Below are 20303 nucleotides of genomic sequence, written 5' to 3' on the forward strand. Positions count from 1 at the left end.
TAACGGCGCACAAACAGGGATTTTACTGAGCCAGAAGGATGCGCAGCATGCGGCGCAGCGGCTCGGCGGCGCCCCACAGCAGCTGGTCACCGATGGTGAAGGCACCGAGGTACTCGGGGCCCATGGCCATCTTGCGCAGGCGGCCGACGGGGATGGTCAGCGTGCCGGTGACGGCGACGGGGGTCAGGTCCTGGACGGTGGCTTCCCTGGTATTGGGGACAACCTTCACCCACTCGTTGTCCGCGGCGATCATGGCCTCGATGTCGGCCAGGGGCACGTCCTTCTTGAGCTTGAAGGTCAGGGCCTGGCTGTGGCAGCGCATGGCACCGACACGCACGCAGAAGCCATCCACAGGCACCGCCGGGGCGCTGAAGCCCTCGCCCTGCCCAAGGATCTTGTTGGTCTCGGCCATGCCCTTCCACTCTTCGCGGGAGATGCCGTTGCCCATGTCCTTGTCGATCCAGGGAATCAGCGAGCCCCCCAGGGGCACGCCGAAGTTGGCGGTCTCGCTGGCGCTCAGACCGCGCTGCTTGGCGATGATCTTGCGGTCGATCTCGAGGATCGCGCTCTTGGGGTCGGCCAGCAGCTCGCGGACCTCGGCGTTCAGCGTGCCGAACTGCGTCAGCAGCTCGCGCATGTGCTGCGCTCCGCCACCGGACGCGGCCTGGTAGGTCTGGGTGCTCATCCACTCGACCAGGCCGGCCTTGTAGAGCGCGCCCACACCCATCAGCATGCAGGAGACCGTGCAATTGCCCCCCACCCAGTTGCGACCGCCCTTGGCGAGCGCGTCCTTGATCACAGGCATGTTGACCGGATCCAGGATGATGACGGCGTCATCCTTCATGCGCAGCGTGGACGCCGCATCGATCCAGTGGCCGCTCCAGCCCGCAGCGCGCAGCTTGGGGAAGACCTCGGTGGTGTAGTCGCCGCCCTGCGCGGTGATGATGATCTCGCAGCGCTTCAGCTGTTCGAGGTCGTAGGCATCCTGCAGCCTGGTTTCGTTCTTGGCCTGGGCCGGGGCGGCACCTCCGGCGTTGGAGGTGCTGAAGAACAGCGGTTCGATCAGGTCGAAATCACCCTCGGCCGTCATGCGGTCCATGAGCACCGAACCGACCATGCCGCGCCAGCCCACCAAACCTACGAGAGTCGTCATCTTGCTTCCTTTGTCATCTCACACCACAAACCCTTCCGGTCCTTCTCCGGCTCGTTCGCCGGGTTTGTGGAGGCGAGACGAACCAGAGCTGGATCAGCCCTTAATGGTTTTGGTCATGGTGCTGCCCGTGATGGCAGCCACCACGGCATCACCCATCTCGCGGGTGCTCACCTTGCGCGAACCTTCCGAATAGATGTCGGCGGTGCGCAGGCCCTGCGACAGCACGGACTGCACCGCGGCCTCGATACGGACGGCGGCTTCCGGCTGGTTGAGGGAAAACTTGAGCATCATGGCAGCGGAGAGGATGGTAGCCAGGGGATTGGCGATCCCCTTGCCGGCGATGTCTGGCGCGCTGCCGTGGCTGGGCTCGTAAAGGCCCTGGTTGGCCGCATTCAGCGAGGCCGAAGGCAGCATGCCGATGGAGCCCGTCAGCATGGCCGCTTCGTCGGACAGGATATCACCGAACATATTGCCGGTTACCACCACATCGAACTTCTTGGGCGCTTTCACGAGCTGCATCGCGGCGTTGTCGACGTACATGTGCTCCAGCTCGACGTCGGGGTACTGGGCATGGACCTCGGTGACCACATCCTTCCAGAACTGAAAGGTCTCCAGCACATTGGCCTTGTCGACGCTGGTGACCTTCTTGTTGCGCTTGCGGGCGGCCTGAAAGGCGACGTGGGCGATGCGCTCAATCTCCGGGCGCGAGTAGCGCATGGTGTCGAAGGCCTCCTCGGCACCGGGGAAATGGCCATCTGCAGCGGTGCGGCGGCCGCGGGGCTGGCCGAAATAGATGTCGCCGGTCAGCTCGCGGATGATGAGGATGTCCAGGCCGGCCACCAGCTCAGGCTTGAGGCTGGAGGCGTGGGTCAGCTCGGGATAGCAGATGGCCGGGCGGAAGTTGGCGAACAGGCCCAGTTCCTTGCGAAGGCCCAGGATGGCCTGCTCGGGGCGCAGGCGGCGCTCCAGGGTGTCGTACTTCCAGTCGCCCACGGCACCGAAGAGCACGGCGTCCGCGGCCTTGGCCAGGGCCAGGGTGCTCTCGGGCAGCGGATGGCCGGCGGCCTCGTAGGCGGCGCCACCCACGGGTGCGGTTTCCATCTCTAAGCTGAGGTCCAGGACCTTCAGCACCTTCACGGCTTCGGCAACGATCTCGGTGCCGATGCCATCACCGGGCAGGACTGCAATCTTCATGGGACTCTTTCGTGTCGAGGGCCGCGCAGCGCGCTCAGCCCGGGATGCGGTGGTTCAGCCAGGGTTTGGTGGCCAGACGCTCGGCCTCGTAGGCCTTGATCTTCTCGGCGTGGCGCAGGGTCAGGCCGATGTCGTCGAAGCCGTTGAGCAGGCAGTACTTGCGGAAGGGCTGCACCTCGAAGGACAGCTCGGCGCCGTCCGGCTTGATCACGACCTGGCGCTCCAGGTCCACCGTGAGCTGGTAGCCCGGGAAGGCGTGAACTTCGTCGAACAGGCGTGCCACCTGGCTTTCGGGCAGCACGATGGGCAGCACACCGTTCTTGAAGCAGTTGTTGAAGAAGATGTCGGCGAAGCTCGGTGCAATCAGCGCGCGGAAGCCGTACTGCTCCAGGGCCCAGGGCGCGTGCTCGCGGCTGGAGCCACAGCCGAAGTTGCTGCGGGCGATCAGGATGGAGGCGCCGGCATAGCGCGACTGGTTCAGCACGAAGTCCGGATTGGGCTTGCGCGAGGCCGGGTCCTGGCCGGGCTCGCCCTTGTCCAGGTAGCGCCATTCGTCAAACAGATTGGGGCCAAAACCGGTGCGCTTGATGGATTTGAGGAACTGCTTGGGGATGATGGCGTCGGTGTCGACGTTCTCGCGGTCCATGGGCGCCACGAGGCCCTTGTGGAGGGTGAACTTTTCCATGGCGGGGTCCTCAGGCGATTTTGCGGACGTCGACGAAATGGCCCTGCATGGCCGCCGCGGCGGCCATGGCCGGGCTTACCAGATGGGTACGGCCACCCGCCCCTTGCCGACCTTCGAAATTGCGGTTGCTCGTGGAGGCGCAGCGCTCGCCAGGCTCCAGGCGGTCTGCGTTCATCGCCAGGCACATGGAGCAACCCGGCTCGCGCCACTCGAAGCCCGCGGCCTTGAAGACCTGGTCCAGGCCTTCGGCCTCGGCCTGCGCCTTCACCAGGCCCGAGCCCGGCACGACGAGCGCCAGGCGCACATTGCTGGCAATGCGACCGCCCAGGCGCTTGACCACGGCGGCAGCCTCGCGCATGTCCTCGATGCGGCTGTTGGTGCAAGAGCCGATGAAGACCTTGTCGATGCGGATGTCGCTGATGGCCTTGTTGGGCTCCAGGGCCATGTAGGACAGGGCGCGCTCGATGGCGCCGCGCTTGACGGCGTCCTTCTCCTTGTCCGGGTCCGGCACGCGGTCCTCGATGGACAGCACCATCTCGGGCGAGGTGCCCCAGGTGACCTGCGGGCGGATCTGGGCGGCGTCCAGCTCGACCACCAGGTCGAAATGCGCACCCGGATCAGAATGCAGCGTGCGCCAGTAGCGCACGGCCTGCTCCCATTCCACGCCCTGCGGCGTGAAGGGGCGGCCCTTGACGTAGTGGATCGTGGTGTCGTCCACCGCCACCAGGCCGGCGCGGGCGCCGGCCTCGATGGCCATGTTGCAGACGGTCATGCGGCCTTCCATGCTCAGTGCGCGGATGGCCGAGCCGGCGAACTCGATGGTGTAGCCCGTGCCGCCAGCCGTGCCGATGCGACCGATGATGGCCAGCACGATGTCCTTGGCGCCAACGCCAGGCAAGACCTGACCCTCGACCTTCACCAGCATGTTCTTCGCCTTCTTGGCGAGCAGCGTCTGCGTGGCGAGCACATGCTCGACCTCGGAGGTGCCAATGCCATGGGCCAGCGCGCCGAAGGCGCCGTGGGTGGAGGTGTGGCTGTCGCCGCAGACCACGGTCATGCCGGGCAGCGTGGCCCCCTGCTCCGGGCCGATCACGTGCACGATGCCCTGGCGGCGGTCGCTCATCTTGAACTGGGTGATGCCGTGGCGGTCGCAGTTGGCATCCAGGGTGTCGACCTGCAGACGCGAGATCGGGTCGGCGATGCCGGCACTGCGGTCGGTGGTCGGCACGTTGTGGTCGCTCACCGCCAGGTTGGCGGACAGGCGCCAGACCTTGCGGCCAGCCATGTCCAGCCCTTCGAAAGCCTGCGGGCTGGTCACCTCGTGCACGAGGTGGCGGTCGATGTAGAGCACGGCGGTGCCGTCTTCCTCGGTGTGCACGACGTGCTCGTCCCAGAGCTTGTCGTAGAGGGTGCGTGCGCTCATGGCGGGCTTCCTGTCAGTGGTGCGGCGGCGCTCAGGCCTTGCCGCGCAGGGGTTGGGTGGGGGCGGTGGTCTCGGTCCGTGTCTCGGGCGGGCACAGGGCGTCCACGAATCGCTGGACCACGGTGGGCAGGCGCTCCTGGCGCAGCACGCCCAGCACGTAGTCGCGCCGGGCCCAGTCTTCCTCGAGCCGCAGCTGTCGGACCTTGAAGACCTGGGCAAAACGTTCAGCGGGCGCCTGGGGCAGCACAGCCACGCCCAGGCCAGCTTCCACGAGCTGGGCAATGGCATCAAAGCCGCGCACCTGCAGGCGCGCGTTGAGGGTACGGCCACGAGCCAGGGCCTGCTCGCGCATCAGCTCCTGGGCCGCGGCGCCAGCATGCAGGCCGACAAGGTCGTAGTCCAGGAGTTCGTCAAAGCTGATCGAGGCACGGTCCGCCAGGGCATGGCCTTCGGGCACCAGCACGGCCAGGCGGCCCGAGCGGTAGTTGAAGGTCTGCATGCGGCTGTCCAGCAGCGGCGCGGTGAACACGCCGATGTCGGCGCGCCCTTCGGCCACGGCGGCCTGCACCTCGGCGCTGGTGAGGTCTTCCAGGCTGATACGGATCTGCGGGTGGGCCTGCGAGAAAGCCACAAGGTCGGGCGGCAGGGCCTCGGCGATGGCGCCGCTGTTGGCAACGATGCGCAGATGCCCCTTGATGCCGCGGGCGAACTCCATCACCTCGCTCTCCAGGGCATGCAGCGAGGCGTGCAGGGAGCGGATGTGGCGCACCAGGGCGCGGCAGGCCTCGGTGGGCTCCACGCCCCGCGCGCGGCGCTCGAAGAGCTGCACCCCCAGGCGCGTCTCCAGGTCGGAAATCCGCTTGGAGGCGGCGGCCAGCGCGAGGTGCTCGCGCTCCGCGCCGCGGGTGATCGAACGTGTCTGTTCGATCGCCAGCACGAGGTTCAGGGTGGTGAGGTCGAGTCGCATGGTGAGTGGCCTTGGCAGTAATTTAGTCTTCGCGGAAGACTTTGTTACTACCCAATCACCCAAACAAGCCTTCGCGCAAAGCGAAGCATACACGATGGGGCTCCTGGCTGGCGTACAAGTGCACCATGGCTTCACTGCCCCGCCGCCTCACTACAATTTGCCGATCCCTGCTCCCCCCAGGAAGAGCCCATGCACAGATCGCTGCCGGGTGTACATCTCTTGGCCGCCGCCTGCCTCTGGCTGGCCCTGGGCACCGCGGGCCCGCCCGCCCGGGCGGCGGACTACACGGTGGGCATCGAAGACCTGAACCTGTATCCGATTGCCCGGGTTCGCGCCGGCACCTACGAAGGCTTCGTGAGGGACCTGCTGGACGCGTTTGCCCGCTCTGCCGGCCATCGCTTTCACTACAAGGTGCTACCCGTGCAGCGCCTGACGGCCGCCCACCTGGCCGGCGAGGTTGATCTCGTCTTCCCCGACGAGCCCAAATGGCATGCCGAGCAGAAAGGTCAGGCCCCCCTGCTCTATTCCTTTGATGTGGTGGCCTTCCAGGATGCGGTCATGGTGCGCCCGCCGCTTGGCCAGCCTCTACGCTCGCTCGGGCTGGTCCATGGATTCACGCCCTGGAAGTTCCAGGAACGCATCAGGGCCGGCTCGCTTCGAACGGAAAGCGCCATCGAGCCAGGCAATCTACTGAAGATGGTCATGCGCGGCAGGATAGACGGGGCCTACATGCCCCTGGAAGTCGCCAGCTACCAGCTCCAGGAAATGGGCACGCCCGGCGCCCTGGTGCCAGACACGGTCCTGATGCCGCTGAAGACCTCCCATTACCGGGCATCCAGCCTGCACCAGCACGAGCTGATCAGGACGCTGAACCGTTTCATCACCGAGGAGACCGGCCTGATCACCCAGTTGCGTGAGCGCTACCGCCTCTGATCAAGCCAGGCAGGTATGGACCTCAGCCCAGGGCCGCCACCACCTCCGGCGGCGCCTGCACCAGCTCGATCAGCACCCCTTCCCCGCCGATGGGGAACTCGTCATTGCTCTTGGGGTGGATGAAGCAGATGTCAAAGCCCGCAGCGCCCTTGCGGATGCCGCCCGGCGCGAAGCGCACGCCGTGGGCGCTCATCCACTCGACGGCCTTGGGCAGGTCGTCGACCCACAGGCCGACGTGGTTCAGCGGCGTGGTGTGCACGGCGGGCTTCTTCTCGGGGTCGAGCGGCTGCATGAGATCAACCTCGACCTTGTGCGGGCCGCTGCCGATGGCGCAGATGTCCTCGTCCACGTTCTCACGCTCGGAGACGAAGTTGCCGGTCACCGTGAGGCCCAGCACGTCGACCCACAGCTTGCGCAGGGCCTGCTTGTCCGGTCCGCCGATGGCGATCTGCTGGATGCCGAGGATTCGGTAAGGCTTGTTGCTCATGGCGGAATTCATTCGAAGCGCAGGATGGGCTGATCGACGGAGAGGCTCTCGCCGGTCTTGGCCAGCACCTCTGCCACTTTGACGTCGCGCTCTGCCACCAGGATGTTCTCCATCTTCATGGCCTCGATCACCGCGAGGCGCTCCCCAGCCTGCACCAGCTGCCCTGGCTGCACGGCAATGTGCACCAGCAGGCCCGGCATGGGCGAGAGCAGGAACTTGCTGGTGTCGGGCGGTGCCTTGTAGGGCATGAGCTTGAGCAGCTCGGCCGCGCGCCGGGGCAGCACGGTGACCTCCATCGCAAAGCCGTTGTGGCTGATGCGGTAGGCCAGCGGGTTCTTGCCGGCGCCGCGCTCGGCCTGGGCCACGAAGAGCTGGCCATTGACCGTGCCCTCCAGGCGGATGTCATTGAGGCGCGAGTTGCAGACGATCAGATAGCGCTGGCCGCCCACCTCCACCGTAGCCTCACCCTTGTGGCCGACGAACTCGGACACATGGACCGGGTGATGGGTGTGCTTGCCGGCCCCTTCGTTGACCACGGCCACGCAGTCGCTCTCGATACGCACCTCATGGCCACGCAGCTGGCCGCTGATGCCGGCCGCACGTTCACGGGTCTTGCGGCGAATGAAGGCCGCCAGCGCCACGAGGAATCGCGGGTCCGCATGCGGCACGTCCTCGGCGCGAAAGCCAGCGCCGTAGTGCTGGGCGATGAAGCCGGTGTTGAAGTTGCCGCTGACGAAGTCCGGGTGGGCCAGCAGGGCCGCCTGGAACGGGATGTTGCTGGAGATGCCACGGATCACGAAGCCGTTGAGCGCCTCGCGCATCTTGGCGATCGCGTCACTGCGGTCCTTCCCGTGCACGATGAGCTTGGCGATCATCGAGTCGTAGAACATCGGGATCTCACCGCCCTCGTAGACGCCGGTGTCCACGCGCACGCCGCCGAAGGACGCCAGGGCATAGGGCTCGCCCTGCAGCGTCGGCGTGCCCTGCTCCAGGTTCGCTGCGGGCGGCTGGTACTTCACCAGGCGGCCGGTCGAGGGCAGGAAGTTGCGGAAGGGATCCTCGGCGTTGATGCGGCACTCGATGGCCCAGCCTTCCTTGCGGATGTCGGCCTGGCCGAAGCCCAGCTTCTCGCCAGCGGCCACGCGGATCATCTGCTCCACCAAGTCCAGGCCGGTGATGCATTCGGTGACCGGGTGCTCCACCTGCAGGCGGGTATTCATCTCCAGGAAATAGAAGTCCTGGTTCTTGCCGACCACGAACTCCACCGTGCCCGCGCTCTGGTACTTCACCGCCTTGGCCAGGGCCACGGCCTGCTCGCCCATGGCCTTGCGGGTGGCGTCGCTGATGAAGGGCGACGGCGCCTCCTCGATCACCTTCTGGTGGCGGCGCTGGATGGAGCACTCGCGCTCATGCAGGTAGACCACGTTGCCGTGCGCATCGCCCAGCACCTGGATCTCGATGTGGCGCGGCTGCTCGACGAACTTCTCCATGAAGACGCGGTCATCGCCGAAGCTGTTGCGCGCCTCGTTGCGGCAGGAGCTGAAGCCCTCGAAGCATTCCTTGTCGTTGAAGGCCACGCGCAGGCCCTTGCCACCGCCGCCGGCACTGGCCTTGATCATGACCGGGTAGCCGATCTTCTTCGCGATCTCGACGGCCTCCTCGGGCGAGAGGATGGGCTCGTTGTGGCCGGGGATGGTGCTGACCTGGGCCTCGTTGGCGAGCTTCTTGGAGGCGATCTTGTCGCCCATGGCCGCGATCGAGTAGTGCTTGGGGCCGATGAAGACGATACCCTCCTCCTCGCAGCGGCGGGCGAAGTCCTCGTTCTCGGACAGAAAGCCGTAGCCCGGGTGCAGCGCCTCGGCGCCGGTGGCCTTGCAGGCGGCGATGATCTTGTCGGCGACCAGATAGGACTCTCGGCTGGGCGCCGGGCCCAGCAGCACGGACTCGTCGGCCAGCTCGACGTGGCGGGCGTCCTTGTCGGCCTCGGAATAGACGGCGACGGTCTTGATACCCATCTTGCGAGCCGTCTTGATCACGCGGCAGGCGATTTCACCGCGATTGGCAATCAGGATCTTCTTAAACATGGTGCCTCCAAGCTGGCGCCAGGCCAGCCTTTGATTCGAGTTTCAGACAGTGATTCATGGGCGCGACTCCATCCCGCGCGCCTGCAGGCAGCGCGCCACCCAACGCAGCTGCCGCTCGCGCATCCAGGCGCCCGCGGCGCCCTTGCGCGGACCGGCGCCTTCGTAGCTGAAGCGCAGCATGGCCTCGGCCCGCGCGGCCTCGATGCCATCGGCCGCGGCCGCCGTGCCTTCACGCAGGTCTCGCTGCGCCTCGGGCAAGGCCACGCCGTCGGCGCGGTAGAGCAGGATCACGGGCAGCGTGTCGAGGTCCGACCCGCACAGCGCGCGCTGCTCGGGCCGGCTCTGGGGCGCGATACGGGCCGCGCAGCGCTCGAAGCCCTGCTCGGCCCAGCGGCGCAGCTGGTCGCCGTCCGCGTCCTCGGCTTGCGCCAGCTGCTCGCGCCACCAGGCCTGGTCCTCTGCGGCCACGCCCTCGGCCTGCGCCAGCGTCATCAGCGCCTGGCGGCCTTCCTCGGTCTGGCGAGCCTCCAGCAGATCCAGGCTGTGCACCGGCAGTGCCCGCAGCGCCACGCAGGCCGCCACGTCCGCGAGCGATGCGGTCCGGGCAGGGGCAGGCATCAGGGCAGCCATGAGCAGGAGCGAAGCCAGCATCGGTGCGTCAGAGCGGGATGTTCCCGTGCTTGCGCCAGGGGTTCTCGAGCTTCTTGTCCTTGAGCATCACCAGCGAGCGGCAGATGCGCTTGCGCGTCTCGTGCGGCTGGATGACGTCATCAATGAAGCCGCGGGCGCCGGCCACGAAGGGGTTGGCGAAGCGGGCCTTGTACTCGGCCTCGCGGGCGGCCAGCTTGGCCGGATCGCCCTTGTCCTCGCGGAAGATGATCTCCACCGCGCCCTTGGCGCCCATCACCGCGATCTCGGCATTGGGCCAGGCGAAGTTGACGTCGCCGCGCAGGTGCTTGGAGGCCATCACGTCATAGGCGCCGCCGTAGGCCTTGCGGGTGATCACGGTCACCTTGGGCACCGTGCACTCGGCGTAGGCGTAGAGCAGCTTGGCGCCGTGCTTGATGATGCCGCCGTACTCCTGCGAGGTACCGGGCATGAAGCCGGGCACGTCCACGAAGGTGATCACGGGGATGTTGAAGGCATCGCAGAAGCGCACGAAGCGCGCAGCCTTGATGGAGCTCTTGATGTCCAGGCAGCCGGCCAGCACCAGCGGCTGGTTGGCCACGATGCCCACCGTCTGGCCATCCATGCGGGCGAAGCCGGTGAGGATGTTCTTGGCGTACTCGGGCTGCAGCTCGAAGAAGTCCCCGTCGTCGACGACCTTCAGGATCAGCTCCTTCATGTCGTAGGGCTTGTTGGGGTTGTCAGGCACCAGGGTGTCCAGCGACATGTCCATGCGGTTGCCCGGATCGCCGCTGGGGCGGCTCGGCGCCTTCTCGCGGTTGTTCAGCGGCAGGTAGTTGAAGAAGCGCCGCAGCATCATGATGGCCTCGACGTCGTTTTCGAAGGCCAGGTCGGCCACGCCGCTCTTGCTGCTGTGGGTGCCCGCGCCGCCCAGTTCCTCGGCCGTGACCTCCTCGTGCGTCACGGTCTTCACCACCTCGGGGCCGGTGACGAACATGTAGGAGCTGTCCTTCACCATGAAGATGAAGTCCGTCATGGCGGGCGAGTACACCGCACCGCCGGCGCAGGGGCCCATGATCAGGCTGATCTGCGGGATCACGCCGGAGGCCAGCACGTTCTTCTGGAACACGTCAGCATAGCCGCCCAGGGAGGCCACACCTTCCTGGATGCGCGCGCCGCCGGAGTCGTTGAGGCCGATCACCGGGGCGCCGACCTTCATGGCCTGGTCCATGATCTTGCAGATCTTCTCGGCATGCGATTCCGAGAGCGCGCCGCCGAAGACGGTGAAGTCCTGGCTGAAACAGAAGGCCAGGCGGCCGTTGATCATGCCGTAGCCCGTCACCACGCCATCGCCGGGGATCTTGTTGTCGGCCATGCCGAAGTCCACGCAACGGTGCTCGACGAACATGTCCCATTCCTCGAAGGTGCCTTCGTCGAAGAGCAGCTCGATGCGCTCGCGCGCCGACAGCTTGCCCTTGGCGTGCTGGGCGGCGATGCGCTTCTCGCCACCGCCCAGCCGCGCCTTGGCGCGCTTCTCTTCAAGCATTTGTTGGATGTCGTGCATAACGGTCCTTTCACGGGGCAGCGCCAGAGGCCGCCTCGGAGGCAAGACCTGGCACAGGGGAACTGGGAGAAACGGAATTCGGGGAAGACGACCCAGGCGCCAGGGCCGGGCCATGAAAAGCGCTGAGCAGCGCGCGGGCAGCGGACGAGGGCGCCAACTGGCCAGCGAGCACGCGGGCGGTGGTGGCGGGCAGTTGCGCACGCACGGCGGCATCGGCCATGAAGGCGGCCTTGAGCCCCCCCTGGATGCGCTCCCACATCCAGGCCAGGGCCTGCTGCTGGCGCTTCTCATCCCAGCGTCCGCTGGCGGACTGCAGCCGGCGGAACTGCTCCACCGCCAGCCAGAACTCGCTCAGGCCCTGGAACTTGAGCGCGCTGAGCTGCAGGGCCTGGGGGTGCCACAGCGTCTCGTCATGGGCCGCATGCTCGGGCCGGCCGTGCATGCCGAGAAGGCGCAGCGAGGACATGATCTGGGCCTGTGCCCGCGTCGCTGCGGCCGGGTCCACGTCCGCCTTGTTGATCACCACCAGGTCGGCCAGCTCCATCACGCCCTTCTTGATGGCCTGGAGCTCGTCGCCGGCATTGGGCAGCTGCAGCAGCACATACATGTCCGTCATGCCGGCCACGGCGGTCTCGCTCTGGCCCACGCCCACAGTCTCGACGATGACGATGTCAAAGCCCGCGGCCTCGCAGACCAGCATGGCCTCGCGGGTCTTCTCGGCCACGCCGCCCAGGGTGCCGCTGCTGGGGCTGGGGCGGATGTAGGCGCGCTCGTCCATGGAGAGGCGCTCCATCCGGGTCTTGTCCCCCAGGATGGAGCCACCCGAGACCGTGCTGGACGGGTCCACCGCCAGCACCGCCACGCGGTGCCCGCGCTCGATCAGGAACAGGCCCAGGGCCTCGATGAAGGTGCTCTTGCCCACACCCGGCACGCCGGAGATGCCCAGGCGCAGCGAGCGGCCCGTGTGCGGCAGCAGCTCGCCCAGCAGCGCGTCCGCCTGCGTGCGGTGGTCAGCGCGGGTGGATTCCAGCAGCGTGATGGCCTTGGCCATGGCGCGGCGCTGGGCCGGGCCGGGGCCGGCGAGGATGGCGGTCGCCAGGCTCATGCGGCCCCAGCTTTCCAGCAGTAGTCGATGTCGAAGTCGCTCTCGCCCACCGGCACGAAACCCTCGCGCAGATAGAAGCGGTTGGCGTCGCTGCCCTTGAGTGCGGCCAGGTGGATGTCCCGCCCCCGGCGCTTGAGGCCGTCCAGCACCCAGCGCCCCGCACCTTGCCCCTGCGAGCCCGGGCGGATATAGAGGTGCTCGAGCCTCAGCGCGCCGTCGGCCAGCGGCTTGACGGTCACGAAGCCGATGCGCTGGCCGTCGCGCTCGATGTGCTGCATGGCGGCAGGCTCGAACTGCGAGGCCAGGCGCTCGCGCGCACGCTGCGGATCAAAGCGGCCGAGCCGCTCCAGGCTCTCGCGCAGGGCGTCGATGCGAAGCGCCAGCATCGCCTCGAAGTCCTCGGCCGCAACCGGCGCCAGACTCAGCATCAGGCGGCCACCGCGGCTTTGCGGATCTGCTCCAGCACGTCCTTGGCGCTGGCGGGGATGGGCGTACCGGGGCCGTAGATGCCTTTCACGCCAGCTTCATAGAGGTAGTCGTAGTCCTGCTGCGGGATCACGCCGCCGACGAAGACGATGATGTCGTCCGCGCCCTGCTTCTTCAGCTCGGCAATGATGGCGGGCACCAGCGTCTTGTGGCCGGCGGCCAGGGTCGAGACGCCCACGGCGTGCACATCGTTCTCGATGGCCTGGCGGGCGCATTCCTCGGGGGTCTGGAACAGCGGGCCCATGTCGACGTCGAAGCCCAGGTCGGCGTAGGCGGTGGCCACGACCTTGGCGCCGCGGTCATGGCCGTCCTGGCCCAGCTTGGCGATCATCACGCGGGGGCGACGGCCCTGGGCCTCGGCGAAGGCCTGGATCTCGGCCTGCAGCTTGGCCCAGCCCTCGGCGGAATCGTAGGCAGCGGCATACACCCCGGTCACCTTTTGCGTATCGGCACGGTGGCGACCATACACCGACTCCAGCGCATCCGACACCTCGCCCACCGTGGCGCGCAGGCGGATGGCCCGGATGGACAGGTCCAGCAGATTGCCCTGCCCGCTCTTCGCGGCCTCGGTCAGCGCGGCCAGCGCGGCCTGCACGGCGGCGCTGTCGCGGCTGGCCCGGATGGCCTGCAGGCGGGCGATCTGGGCGTCACGCACCTTGAGGTTGTCCACCTCCAGGATCTCGACGGGGTCTTCCTTGGCCAGGCGGTACTTGTTGACGCCGACGATGACGTCCTTGCCGGAGTCGATGCGGGCCTGCTTCTCGGCCGCGCTGGCCTCGATCTTGAGCTTGGCCCAGCCGGAGTCCACGGCCTTGGTCATGCCGCCCATGGCCTCGACCTCCTCGATGATGGCCCAGGCCTTGTCGGCCATGTCCTGCGTGAGGGACTCCATCAGGTAGCTGCCGGCCCAGGGGTCGACGACGTTGGTGATGTGGGTCTCTTCCTGGATGATCAGCTGCGTGTTGCGGGCGATGCGGGCGCTGAACTCGGTGGGCAGGGCGATGGCCTCGTCCAGCGAATTGGTGTGCAGGCTCTGGGTGCCGCCGAAGACGGCCGCCATGGCCTCGATGGTGGTACGCACCACGTTGTTGTAAGGATCCTGCTCCGTGAGGGACCAGCCCGAGGTCTGGCTGTGCGTGCGCAGCATCAGGCTCTTGGGATTCTTGGCGTTGAAGCCCTTCATGATCCGGCACCACAGCAGGCGCGCGGCCCGCATCTTGGCGATCTCCAGATAGAAGTTCATGCCCACGGCCCAGAAGAAGGACAGGCGGCCGGCGAAGTCGTCCACGTCGAGGCCCTTGGCCAGGGCGGTCTTCACGTACTCCTTGCCGTCGGCCAGCGTGAAGGCCAGCTCCAGCGCCTGGTTGGCGCCCGCTTCCTGCATGTGGTAGCCCGAGATCGAGATCGAGTTGAACTTGGGCATGTTCTGGCTCGTGTACTCGATGATGTCGCCGATGATCTTCATCGACGGCTCGGGCGGGTAGATGTAGGTGTTGCGGACCATGAACTCCTTGAGGATGTCGTTCTGGATGGTGCCGCTCAACTTGTCCTGCGAAACGCCCTGCTCCTCCGCCGCGACCACATAGCCAGCCAGCACGGGCAGCACGGCGCCGTTCATGGTCATGGAGACCGAGACCTTGTCCAGCGGGATCCCGTCGAACAGGATCTTCATGTCCTCCACGGAGTCGATGGCCACGCCGGCCTTGCCCACGTCGCCCGTCACGCGGGGGTGGTCGCTGTCATAGCCGCGATGGGTGGCCAGGTCGAAGGCCACCGAAACGCCCTGCCCACCCGCGGCCAGCGCCTTGCGGTAGAAGGCGTTGGACTCCTCGGCCGTCGAGAAACCGGCGTACTGGCGGATGGTCCAGGGGCGCACCGCATACATGGTTGCCTGCGGGCCGCGCAGGAAGGGCTCGAAGCCTGGGAGGGTGTCGGCATGCGGCAGCTTCGCCGTGTCAGCCGCGGTGTAGAGCGGCTTGACGGTGATGCCCTCGGGGGTCACCCAGTTCAGGGCCGAGACATCGCCCCCGGGGGCCGACTTGGCGGCGGCCTTGTGCCACTGCTCCAGCGTGGCGGCGGCGAATTCTTGCTTGGCGTTGGACGAATCAGACATTGACAACTCCTGAAGGCCACGCATCATAGCGCCTTCGTTATTCATAATTATGAATTCAAATTTGACTACACTCTGACAGCAACGGCGCCCGCCACCGCTTTTGTGCGGTCGCGCCCCAGACCTTCCAACCTTCCGCCTCACCATGCCGGCCACCCCCCCGTTTGCCCAGCGTCCGCTCTATGAGGAAGTGGCCGAACAGCTGCGCCAGCGCATCTTCGGCCGCCTGCTTGAGCCCGGCAGCTGGATCGACGAACTCAAGCTCTGCGGCGAGCTGGGCATCAGCCGCACGCCCATGCGCGAGGCACTGAAGGTGCTGGCCGTGGAAGGCCTGGTGACCATGCGCCCGCGCCGGGGCGCCTACGTGACCGAGATGTCCGAGCGCGATGTGCGGGAGGCCTACCAGCTGCTCGCGCTGCTGGAGAGCGATGCCGCGGCGCGCGTCTCGGAGCGGGCCAGCGCCGAGGAGCTGGCCGAACTGCAGGTCCTGCATGCCCAGCTGGAAGCCGCCATCGATGAGCGCGAGCGCTTCTTCGCCCTCAATGAGGCCTTCCACCTGCGCCTGCTCGAGCTGGAGGGCAACCGCTGGCGCCAGCAGATCGTCACCGACCTGCGCCGCGTGATGAAGCTCAACCGCCACCATTCCCTCTTCAAGCAGGGCCGCCTGGCCGAGTCGCTGCAGGAGCATCGCGAGCTGATGCAGGCCCTGGTCGAGCGCCGCCCGGACCAGGTGGCTCAGCGCATGAGGCTGCATTTTGAGAACGGGCTGAATGCGGCCGCACCGCAGGCGGCTTGACTCATTCGCGGCGCTCTCTTTTCCAGCGTTGCGAGACACGGCCCTCACCCCGACTCGGTAGAGCCTGAGCCTGAGCCTGAACCGGGCTGCCTGCGCATGGGATTGCGCAGGTCAAGACACCGTCCTGCATCAAGCCCCCGCCGGCCCCATGCGCTCCGGATCGAAGGGCTTTCCGGACTTGAGGACCCTGTAGGCAATAGCCAGCGGCTTGTGCATGCAAGAGCCCCAACACCGCCCCAACACCGCCCCAAACGCTGGAATTACCGCCTCCCCCGCCCTATCCTGCGCGGATCAGCCGCCCCCACCGAAGGCAGACTGCCAGGATGCAGCGCAAAGCCCCGCAGGCGGCGCCGCCCCCAAGTCCACGGACAGGAGCCCCTCCCATGCTCAGCAACGAAGAACTGGCCCAGGCCGCCAAGGAATGGTGGTACTACACCGTCGAGCTCTCCCCCGGCCTTGTCGCCCAGGGCACCTATCCGCCCGACTTCCCCTACATGCCCCGCATGCTCATGCGCCAGGCCCACCTGCAGGGCCAGGACTGCCTGGACCTGGGCAGCATGGAGGGTGTCATCCCCGTGCTGATGAACCGCAAGGGCGCCCGCCGTGTGCTGGCAACCGACGCCGTGCCCCACTGCGCCCAGAAGATGGACTGGCTCAAGAAGGCCTACAAGGCCGACTGGGACTTCCGCGAAGTCGGGCTGATGTACGACCTCCACCAGAAGCTGGCCGACGAAGGGACCTTCGACTACGTCAACCTCTCCGGCGTGCTCTACCACGTGTTCTCGCCCATGCATACGCTGGCCTGCGCCCGCCCGCTGGTGAAGAAGAACGGTCTCTTCATGCTCTCGACCAATGTGGTCAACGAGCAGTCCGACGTGATGCACTTCAACACCGCCGGCAAGCTGCAGACCGAGCCCAACACCTTCTGGTACCCCTCGATCCCGCTGCTGGAGTACATGCTGCGCTACTTCAACTTCGCGCCCATCGACTGCCTCTACAGCCGCCACCCCTCCGATGCCGCGCTCTACGTGCCGGGCAAGGAATGCGGCTTCATCTCCATCGTCTGCCGTGCCGTGGAGCGCGGCGGCGCCCTCCCCGCCGATGACGGCTGGGCCCGCCGTTCCATGCTGGGCAGCTGGGAGTACACCGGCCTGTCACCCCAGAAGCATGGTGCCGAGCAGCCGGCCTCGACCATAGGCTATGACATCCCCGAGGCCCTGCAGGCCCAGGTGGCTCAGAAGGGCTCGATCGACCTCTATCTGGCCGTCAACGAGCATGGCCGCCGCGTCGTGCGCGCCACGCGGGCGCAGGACACCTACCTGCTGCGCCTGACCGACGAATCCTGAGCGACTACCCCGCAAGCACAAAGGGCGCCTCGGGCGCCCTTTGTGCTTGCCATCGCCGCCGCCGCCGTCAGTCCTGCGGCACCGGCCCCAGCACCCGCGCCGGATTGCCGCCCACCATGGTCATCGGCGGTGCCTCGAAGCCCGGCGTCAGCACGGCGCCGGCGGCAATGATGCAGCCGTCACCGATCTTCACGCCCTTCAGGATGGTCACCCGCGCGCCGATGAAGACCTGGTTGCCGATCTCCACCCCCCGCGGCTTCGGATCCGGCGAGCGGCGATGCGCCAGGCGCAGGTCGTGCAGATGGCTGTCGAAGACCTGCAGTTCCTGGCCGACCAGGCAGTCCGCGCCGAAGCGGATGAAGGCGCCTTCCGAGATCAGCACACAGCGGTTGTTGAAGACCGTGCCCGGGCCGATGTCGATCAGCGACTCCGGCGTGCGTGACTCGAAGTAGCTGCAGGACAGACTGCCCGGCGAGCGCGGCACGCCGAAGACGGCCCGGTTGCTCAGCCGAAATGCGCCAGCGCCCTTGAAGACAGTGGGCGTCAGCACATTGACTGTGCGCGGGCCTTCGCCTACCAGCTCCACGCGCTGCTTGTCCGAGGTATGGAAGAAGAAGTGCACCAGCAGGGCCCGCACCGCGCCCTCCAGTTCCAGGGGCGGCAGGCGGCTGATCAGGCCGCGCCAGCGTTCCAGGCGTTGCATCAGGCTCATTTCAGAATCCGTGCTGCATCAGGAAGGCCTGCCAGGCCATGACGAAGGCTTCCTGCGCCTGCGCATCCTGCTGAGCCATGCGCATCAGCAGCGCAGCAAACGGTTGCATGTCTTCCTGTCCACCATAGCGGGCCATCAAGGCCTGCGCAATGCCTTCGTAGCAGAGCTTGGCCTGCGTCTCGTTCATGCGCCCCAGGCGCTGCAGCCCCACGCCCAGGGCAGCGTAGCCCAGGTGAGCTGCCTTCATGTGCTTGCCGTTGACCTGGGCCGAATGCCCCTCGCCACCCGCACGAAAGTAGCCCAGCCGGTCCTGGATGTAGGCGATGGGCTGGCGCAGGCTGGCGGCGATGAAGAAGCCCAGGTCCCACAGCCCGGCATAGGACACGCCGCCAAACTGCGTGTCCGACAGCAGGTCGGCATGCTCGCTCCGTACGACGCAATTTGAAAATTCTCCCAGCCAATTCTGGCAATAAGGCACGGTACTGGAGATCAGCGCCATGGGGCCGACCGACATCATCCGGGCCTGAGCGTGGAAGATGCCCTCTGGGATGGGCATGCCTTCGATCGGTTGCCCCTTTTCGTTTGCCGTCCAGCGCGCGCTGATGCTGCAGGAGATTGCCTCTCCGGTGGCATGGGCCAGGCGGTGTTGGGCATAGAAGTCGGGATAGATGACGTCGTCGTCCAGGTGGATATGGAAGAGCTCGGTCTGACCTCCCCAGAGCTTCACCAGGTGCTTGAAGTTCTCATAGGCACCCGCCCGCGGCCCTGCGTGGATCTCCAGCGGCAGGCGGGATGCAAACCTTGCCAAAGGCCCCTCCCTCAGCAAAGCGGCAAAGCTGCCGTCCGGGCTGTCGTCCGACACGATCACCCGCTGGCTGGGGCGCGTCTGCGTCAGCAGCCCCGTCAGCAGTTCCGCCAGGTACTTGGTCTTGTAGGCCGGGATGAGTGTGGTGATCTGCATAGGTGCGTCAAAGGGTCGGGCCGAACGCATGGCGGACCCCATCGTCCACGCCATTGGAGCCGGATGCAGCCCCGACCATGGCGGGAACAGGCAAGTATTGCAGCAGCTTTTGACGGCTTTGCCACAGCCCGCCCGCCCCTAGCATCGCCGGGCGAGCCATTCAAGCTGCGTCCAGGCCAATGCCTGCCCAGCCAGGAATCCAAGCTGTGAAAGATATCCGCCCCGCCCCGCCCACTGCCCCGTCCCTGTTGTCGGGGGCGCACTTGCGCTCAAGTTTGCTCGGCTCGGGTCGAAATCCGACGGAAGCGGGAAGTGTCCCGCGTACCGCATTGTTTGAATTTGATTGGTCAGGAAGCAGCGTGCAGGCGACTCAGAAGGCGCCTAAACCCGCATTCCGGAGGTCCCCGGCTCCTCGGTCGGGCGTCCAGCAATAACCAAGTGAGCACACCATGGCGTCATTGATTTCCACCCTGTCGACCGACCAGATCGCCGCGCTGTCCACACAAACGCTGGCCAAGCTCACGACGGAAGACTGGGCTGCCTTCAACAGCGACCAGATCATGGCGCTGACGACCCGGCAGGTGTCCTCGCTGGGCACTTTTGCGATCAACTCCCTGGCCAGCGACCAGATCGCGCACTTCGAGACCGTGGATCTGCGGGTGCTCAGCACGGCGGCCCTGCGCGCGATGTCCGACGTCAAGCTCGGCGCCCTGGACTCCGACCAGATCGGCGCCTTGACCACCACGCAGGTGGCTGCGCTGAGCAGCAGTCAGATCAAGGGACTGGGCAGTGACGATCTGCAGGCCCTGAGTACCGATCAGTACAAGGCCTTGACCTCGGTCCAGGTCGCGGCGCTCACCTCTGACCAGATCCCGCTGATCCAGACCGACGATCTGCGTCAGATCTCCACGGCTGCCCTGCGCGCCATGAGCTCCGACCAGATCGTGGCCCTGGGCTCCGACCAGATTGCAGCGCTCACCACCACCCAGGTCAGCAGCCTGACCAGCGCCCAGATCCGCGGCATGGGCAGCGATGACCTGAACGCCCTGGGCAGCGACCAGTTCAAGGTACTCACCTCGGCACAGGTCGCGGCCATCGGTACCGACCAGATCCGCACACTGCAGACCGAGGACTTCGCCGCCATCAACACCGCAGCCCTGCGCGGGATGAGTTCGGCGCAGATCGGCGCGCTGACCACGGACGAGGTGGTCGCTCTCACCACGGCCCAGGCCGCCGCACTGACCAGTGGACAGGTCACCGGCTTCAGCAGCGACCAGTTGGCCAAGCTGGAGTCCGATGACCTGCGTGCCCTGAGCACGAGCGCCCTGCGCAGCCTGAGCACGGACCAGATCCACAGCCTGAGTTCGGACCAGATCGCCCAGCTGACGACAGCCCAGACAGCCGCCCTCACCAGCAGCCAACTGGGCGCGCTCAACACCGAAGACGTCGTCGCTTTGAGCACAGCTCAGGCCGCGGCCTTGAACAGTGCCCAGGTCAAGGGCCTGAGCACAGACCAGATCGCCGTGCTGGAAACGGATGACCTGCGCGCCCTCAGCACCGCCGCCATCAAGGCCCTGAGCACCGACCAGATCGGCGCCCTGGGCTCTGACCAGATCGGCGCGCTGACCACCGCACAAGTCGCCGCGCTCACCACCGCTCAGATCCGCGGC

Annotated in this window: 17 protein-coding genes and 1 pseudogene; 4 read left to right on the top strand and 14 right to left on the bottom strand. The window is 66.7% G+C overall.

Annotated features, from left to right (window positions below):
- Positions 1-22: 22 nt before the first annotated feature.
- The 5 genes from asd to ACS5PK_RS15995 all read right to left on the bottom strand — a co-directional run bounded on the left by asd (position 23) and on the right by ACS5PK_RS15995 (position 5422).
- A complete protein-coding gene (gene asd / locus ACS5PK_RS15975) occupies positions 23-1153 on the bottom strand; it encodes an aspartate-semialdehyde dehydrogenase (protein ID WP_439441242.1) in 1131 nt (376 codons plus the stop codon).
- A 93-nt stretch (positions 1154-1246) separates the two neighbouring features.
- Complete coding sequence (gene leuB / locus ACS5PK_RS15980) at positions 1247-2347, bottom strand: 3-isopropylmalate dehydrogenase (protein WP_439441243.1); 1101 nt, start codon at positions 2345-2347, stop codon at positions 1247-1249.
- A gap of 34 nt (positions 2348-2381) precedes the next feature.
- Positions 2382-3032 carry a 3-isopropylmalate dehydratase small subunit gene (gene leuD, locus ACS5PK_RS15985; RefSeq protein WP_439441244.1) on the bottom strand — a complete coding sequence of 217 codons (651 nt, stop codon included), beginning with the start codon at positions 3030-3032 and terminating at the stop codon, positions 2382-2384.
- A 10-nt stretch (positions 3033-3042) separates the two neighbouring features.
- The gene (gene leuC / locus ACS5PK_RS15990) at positions 3043-4455 is read right to left on the bottom strand and encodes a 3-isopropylmalate dehydratase large subunit (protein WP_439441245.1); all 1413 of its coding nucleotides are present in this window, start codon (positions 4453-4455) and stop codon (positions 3043-3045) included.
- Positions 4456-4486: 31 nt separating this feature from the next.
- Positions 4487-5422 carry a LysR family transcriptional regulator gene (locus ACS5PK_RS15995; RefSeq protein WP_439441246.1) on the bottom strand — a complete coding sequence of 312 codons (936 nt, stop codon included), beginning with the start codon at positions 5420-5422 and terminating at the stop codon, positions 4487-4489.
- Between the two features lie 189 nt (positions 5423-5611).
- Between ACS5PK_RS15995 and ACS5PK_RS16000 the strand changes: the two genes are divergently transcribed.
- The gene (locus ACS5PK_RS16000) at positions 5612-6355 is read left to right on the top strand and encodes a hypothetical protein (protein WP_439441247.1); all 744 of its coding nucleotides are present in this window, start codon (positions 5612-5614) and stop codon (positions 6353-6355) included.
- A gap of 22 nt (positions 6356-6377) precedes the next feature.
- Here ACS5PK_RS16000 and ACS5PK_RS16005 read toward each other — a convergent pair whose 3' ends face one another.
- Genes ACS5PK_RS16005 through scpA form a run of 7 tightly spaced genes read right to left on the bottom strand, consistent with a single transcriptional unit; the run spans position 6378 to position 14821 of the window.
- Positions 6378-6842 (bottom strand): VOC family protein, encoded by a 465-nt coding sequence (locus ACS5PK_RS16005; protein WP_439441248.1) that lies wholly within the window; start codon positions 6840-6842, stop codon positions 6378-6380.
- An 8-nt stretch (positions 6843-6850) separates the two neighbouring features.
- Complete coding sequence (locus ACS5PK_RS16010; RefSeq protein WP_439441249.1) at positions 6851-8926, bottom strand: acetyl-CoA carboxylase biotin carboxylase subunit; 2076 nt, start codon at positions 8924-8926, stop codon at positions 6851-6853.
- Positions 8927-8980: 54 nt separating this feature from the next.
- Positions 8981-9544: a hypothetical protein gene (locus ACS5PK_RS16015; protein WP_439441250.1), complete on the bottom strand. Its 564-nt coding sequence runs from the start codon at positions 9542-9544 to the stop codon at positions 8981-8983.
- A 40-nt stretch (positions 9545-9584) separates the two neighbouring features.
- Positions 9585-11117 (bottom strand): acyl-CoA carboxylase subunit beta, encoded by a 1533-nt coding sequence (locus ACS5PK_RS16020; protein ID WP_439441251.1) that lies wholly within the window; start codon positions 11115-11117, stop codon positions 9585-9587.
- Between the two features lie 10 nt (positions 11118-11127).
- Positions 11128-12222 carry a methylmalonyl Co-A mutase-associated GTPase MeaB gene (gene meaB, locus ACS5PK_RS16025; protein ID WP_439441252.1) on the bottom strand — a complete coding sequence of 365 codons (1095 nt, stop codon included), beginning with the start codon at positions 12220-12222 and terminating at the stop codon, positions 11128-11130.
- Positions 12219-12650 carry a GNAT family N-acetyltransferase gene (locus ACS5PK_RS16030; RefSeq protein ID WP_439441253.1) on the bottom strand — a complete coding sequence of 144 codons (432 nt, stop codon included), beginning with the start codon at positions 12648-12650 and terminating at the stop codon, positions 12219-12221. Before ACS5PK_RS16030 ends, meaB begins: the two co-directional genes overlap by 4 nt.
- Positions 12650-14821, bottom strand: coding sequence for a methylmalonyl-CoA mutase (scpA, locus tag ACS5PK_RS16035; RefSeq protein WP_439441254.1), 2172 nt, complete (start codon positions 14819-14821; stop codon positions 12650-12652). The genes ACS5PK_RS16030 and scpA overlap by 1 nt, the downstream gene beginning before the upstream one ends.
- A gap of 142 nt (positions 14822-14963) precedes the next feature.
- Here scpA and ACS5PK_RS16040 point away from each other — a divergent pair, with 142 nt between their 5' ends.
- Together ACS5PK_RS16040 and ACS5PK_RS16045 are read left to right on the top strand one after the other, a co-directional pair.
- Positions 14964-15614 (top strand): GntR family transcriptional regulator, encoded by a 651-nt coding sequence (locus ACS5PK_RS16040; RefSeq protein WP_439441255.1) that lies wholly within the window; start codon positions 14964-14966, stop codon positions 15612-15614.
- 383 nt (positions 15615-15997) lie between these two features.
- Positions 15998-16960, top strand: coding sequence for a class I SAM-dependent methyltransferase (locus ACS5PK_RS16045; protein WP_439441256.1), 963 nt, complete (start codon positions 15998-16000; stop codon positions 16958-16960).
- 67 nt (positions 16961-17027) lie between these two features.
- Here ACS5PK_RS16045 and ACS5PK_RS16050 read toward each other — a convergent pair whose 3' ends face one another.
- On the bottom strand, positions 17028-17672 hold the full coding sequence (locus ACS5PK_RS16050; protein WP_439441257.1) for an acyltransferase: 645 nt from the start codon (positions 17670-17672) through the stop codon (positions 17028-17030).
- Between the two features lies 1 nt (position 17673).
- Positions 17674-18633, bottom strand: coding sequence for a glycosyltransferase family A protein (locus ACS5PK_RS16055; protein WP_439441258.1), 960 nt, complete (start codon positions 18631-18633; stop codon positions 17674-17676).
- A 449-nt stretch (positions 18634-19082) separates the two neighbouring features.
- Here ACS5PK_RS16055 and ACS5PK_RS16060 point away from each other — a divergent pair.
- Positions 19083-20303, top strand: a pseudogene (locus tag ACS5PK_RS16060) (heme utilization protein); the annotation flags it as partial.

It is taken from the genome of Roseateles sp. DB2, from assembly GCF_051857535.1.
Classification (GTDB): Bacteria; Pseudomonadota; Gammaproteobacteria; order Burkholderiales; family Burkholderiaceae_C; genus Roseateles_B.

Bases quoted from the DNA above. Each gene is read 5' to 3' on its own strand.
- ACS5PK_RS16030 (WP_439441253.1), bottom strand. From the start codon at position 12,650: ATGCTGAGTCTGGCGCCGGTTGCGGCCGAGGACTTCGAGGCGATGCTG.
- ACS5PK_RS16040 (WP_439441255.1), top strand. From the start codon at position 14,964: ATGCCGGCCACCCCCCCGTTTGCCCAGCGTCCGCTCTATGAGGAAGTG.
- ACS5PK_RS15995 (WP_439441246.1), bottom strand. From the start codon at position 5,422: ATGCGACTCGACCTCACCACCCTGAACCTCGTGCTGGCGATCGAACAG.
- leuB (WP_439441243.1), bottom strand. From the start codon at position 2,347: ATGAAGATTGCAGTCCTGCCCGGTGATGGCATCGGCACCGAGATCGTT.
- ACS5PK_RS16000 (WP_439441247.1), top strand. From the start codon at position 5,612: ATGCACAGATCGCTGCCGGGTGTACATCTCTTGGCCGCCGCCTGCCTC.
- leuC (WP_439441245.1), bottom strand. From the start codon at position 4,455: ATGAGCGCACGCACCCTCTACGACAAGCTCTGGGACGAGCACGTCGTG.
- ACS5PK_RS16055 (WP_439441258.1), bottom strand. From the start codon at position 18,633: ATGCAGATCACCACACTCATCCCGGCCTACAAGACCAAGTACCTGGCG.
- scpA (WP_439441254.1), bottom strand. From the start codon at position 14,821: ATGTCTGATTCGTCCAACGCCAAGCAAGAATTCGCCGCCGCCACGCTG.
- meaB (WP_439441252.1), bottom strand. From the start codon at position 12,222: ATGAGCCTGGCGACCGCCATCCTCGCCGGCCCCGGCCCGGCCCAGCGC.
- ACS5PK_RS16010 (WP_439441249.1), bottom strand. From the start codon at position 8,926: ATGTTTAAGAAGATCCTGATTGCCAATCGCGGTGAAATCGCCTGCCGC.
- ACS5PK_RS16015 (WP_439441250.1), bottom strand. From the start codon at position 9,544: ATGCCTGCCCCTGCCCGGACCGCATCGCTCGCGGACGTGGCGGCCTGC.
- ACS5PK_RS16045 (WP_439441256.1), top strand. From the start codon at position 15,998: ATGCTCAGCAACGAAGAACTGGCCCAGGCCGCCAAGGAATGGTGGTAC.
- asd (WP_439441242.1), bottom strand. From the start codon at position 1,153: ATGACGACTCTCGTAGGTTTGGTGGGCTGGCGCGGCATGGTCGGTTCG.
- leuD (WP_439441244.1), bottom strand. From the start codon at position 3,032: ATGGAAAAGTTCACCCTCCACAAGGGCCTCGTGGCGCCCATGGACCGC.
- ACS5PK_RS16005 (WP_439441248.1), bottom strand. From the start codon at position 6,842: ATGAGCAACAAGCCTTACCGAATCCTCGGCATCCAGCAGATCGCCATC.
- ACS5PK_RS16050 (WP_439441257.1), bottom strand. From the start codon at position 17,672: ATGAGCCTGATGCAACGCCTGGAACGCTGGCGCGGCCTGATCAGCCGC.
- ACS5PK_RS16020 (WP_439441251.1), bottom strand. From the start codon at position 11,117: ATGCACGACATCCAACAAATGCTTGAAGAGAAGCGCGCCAAGGCGCGG.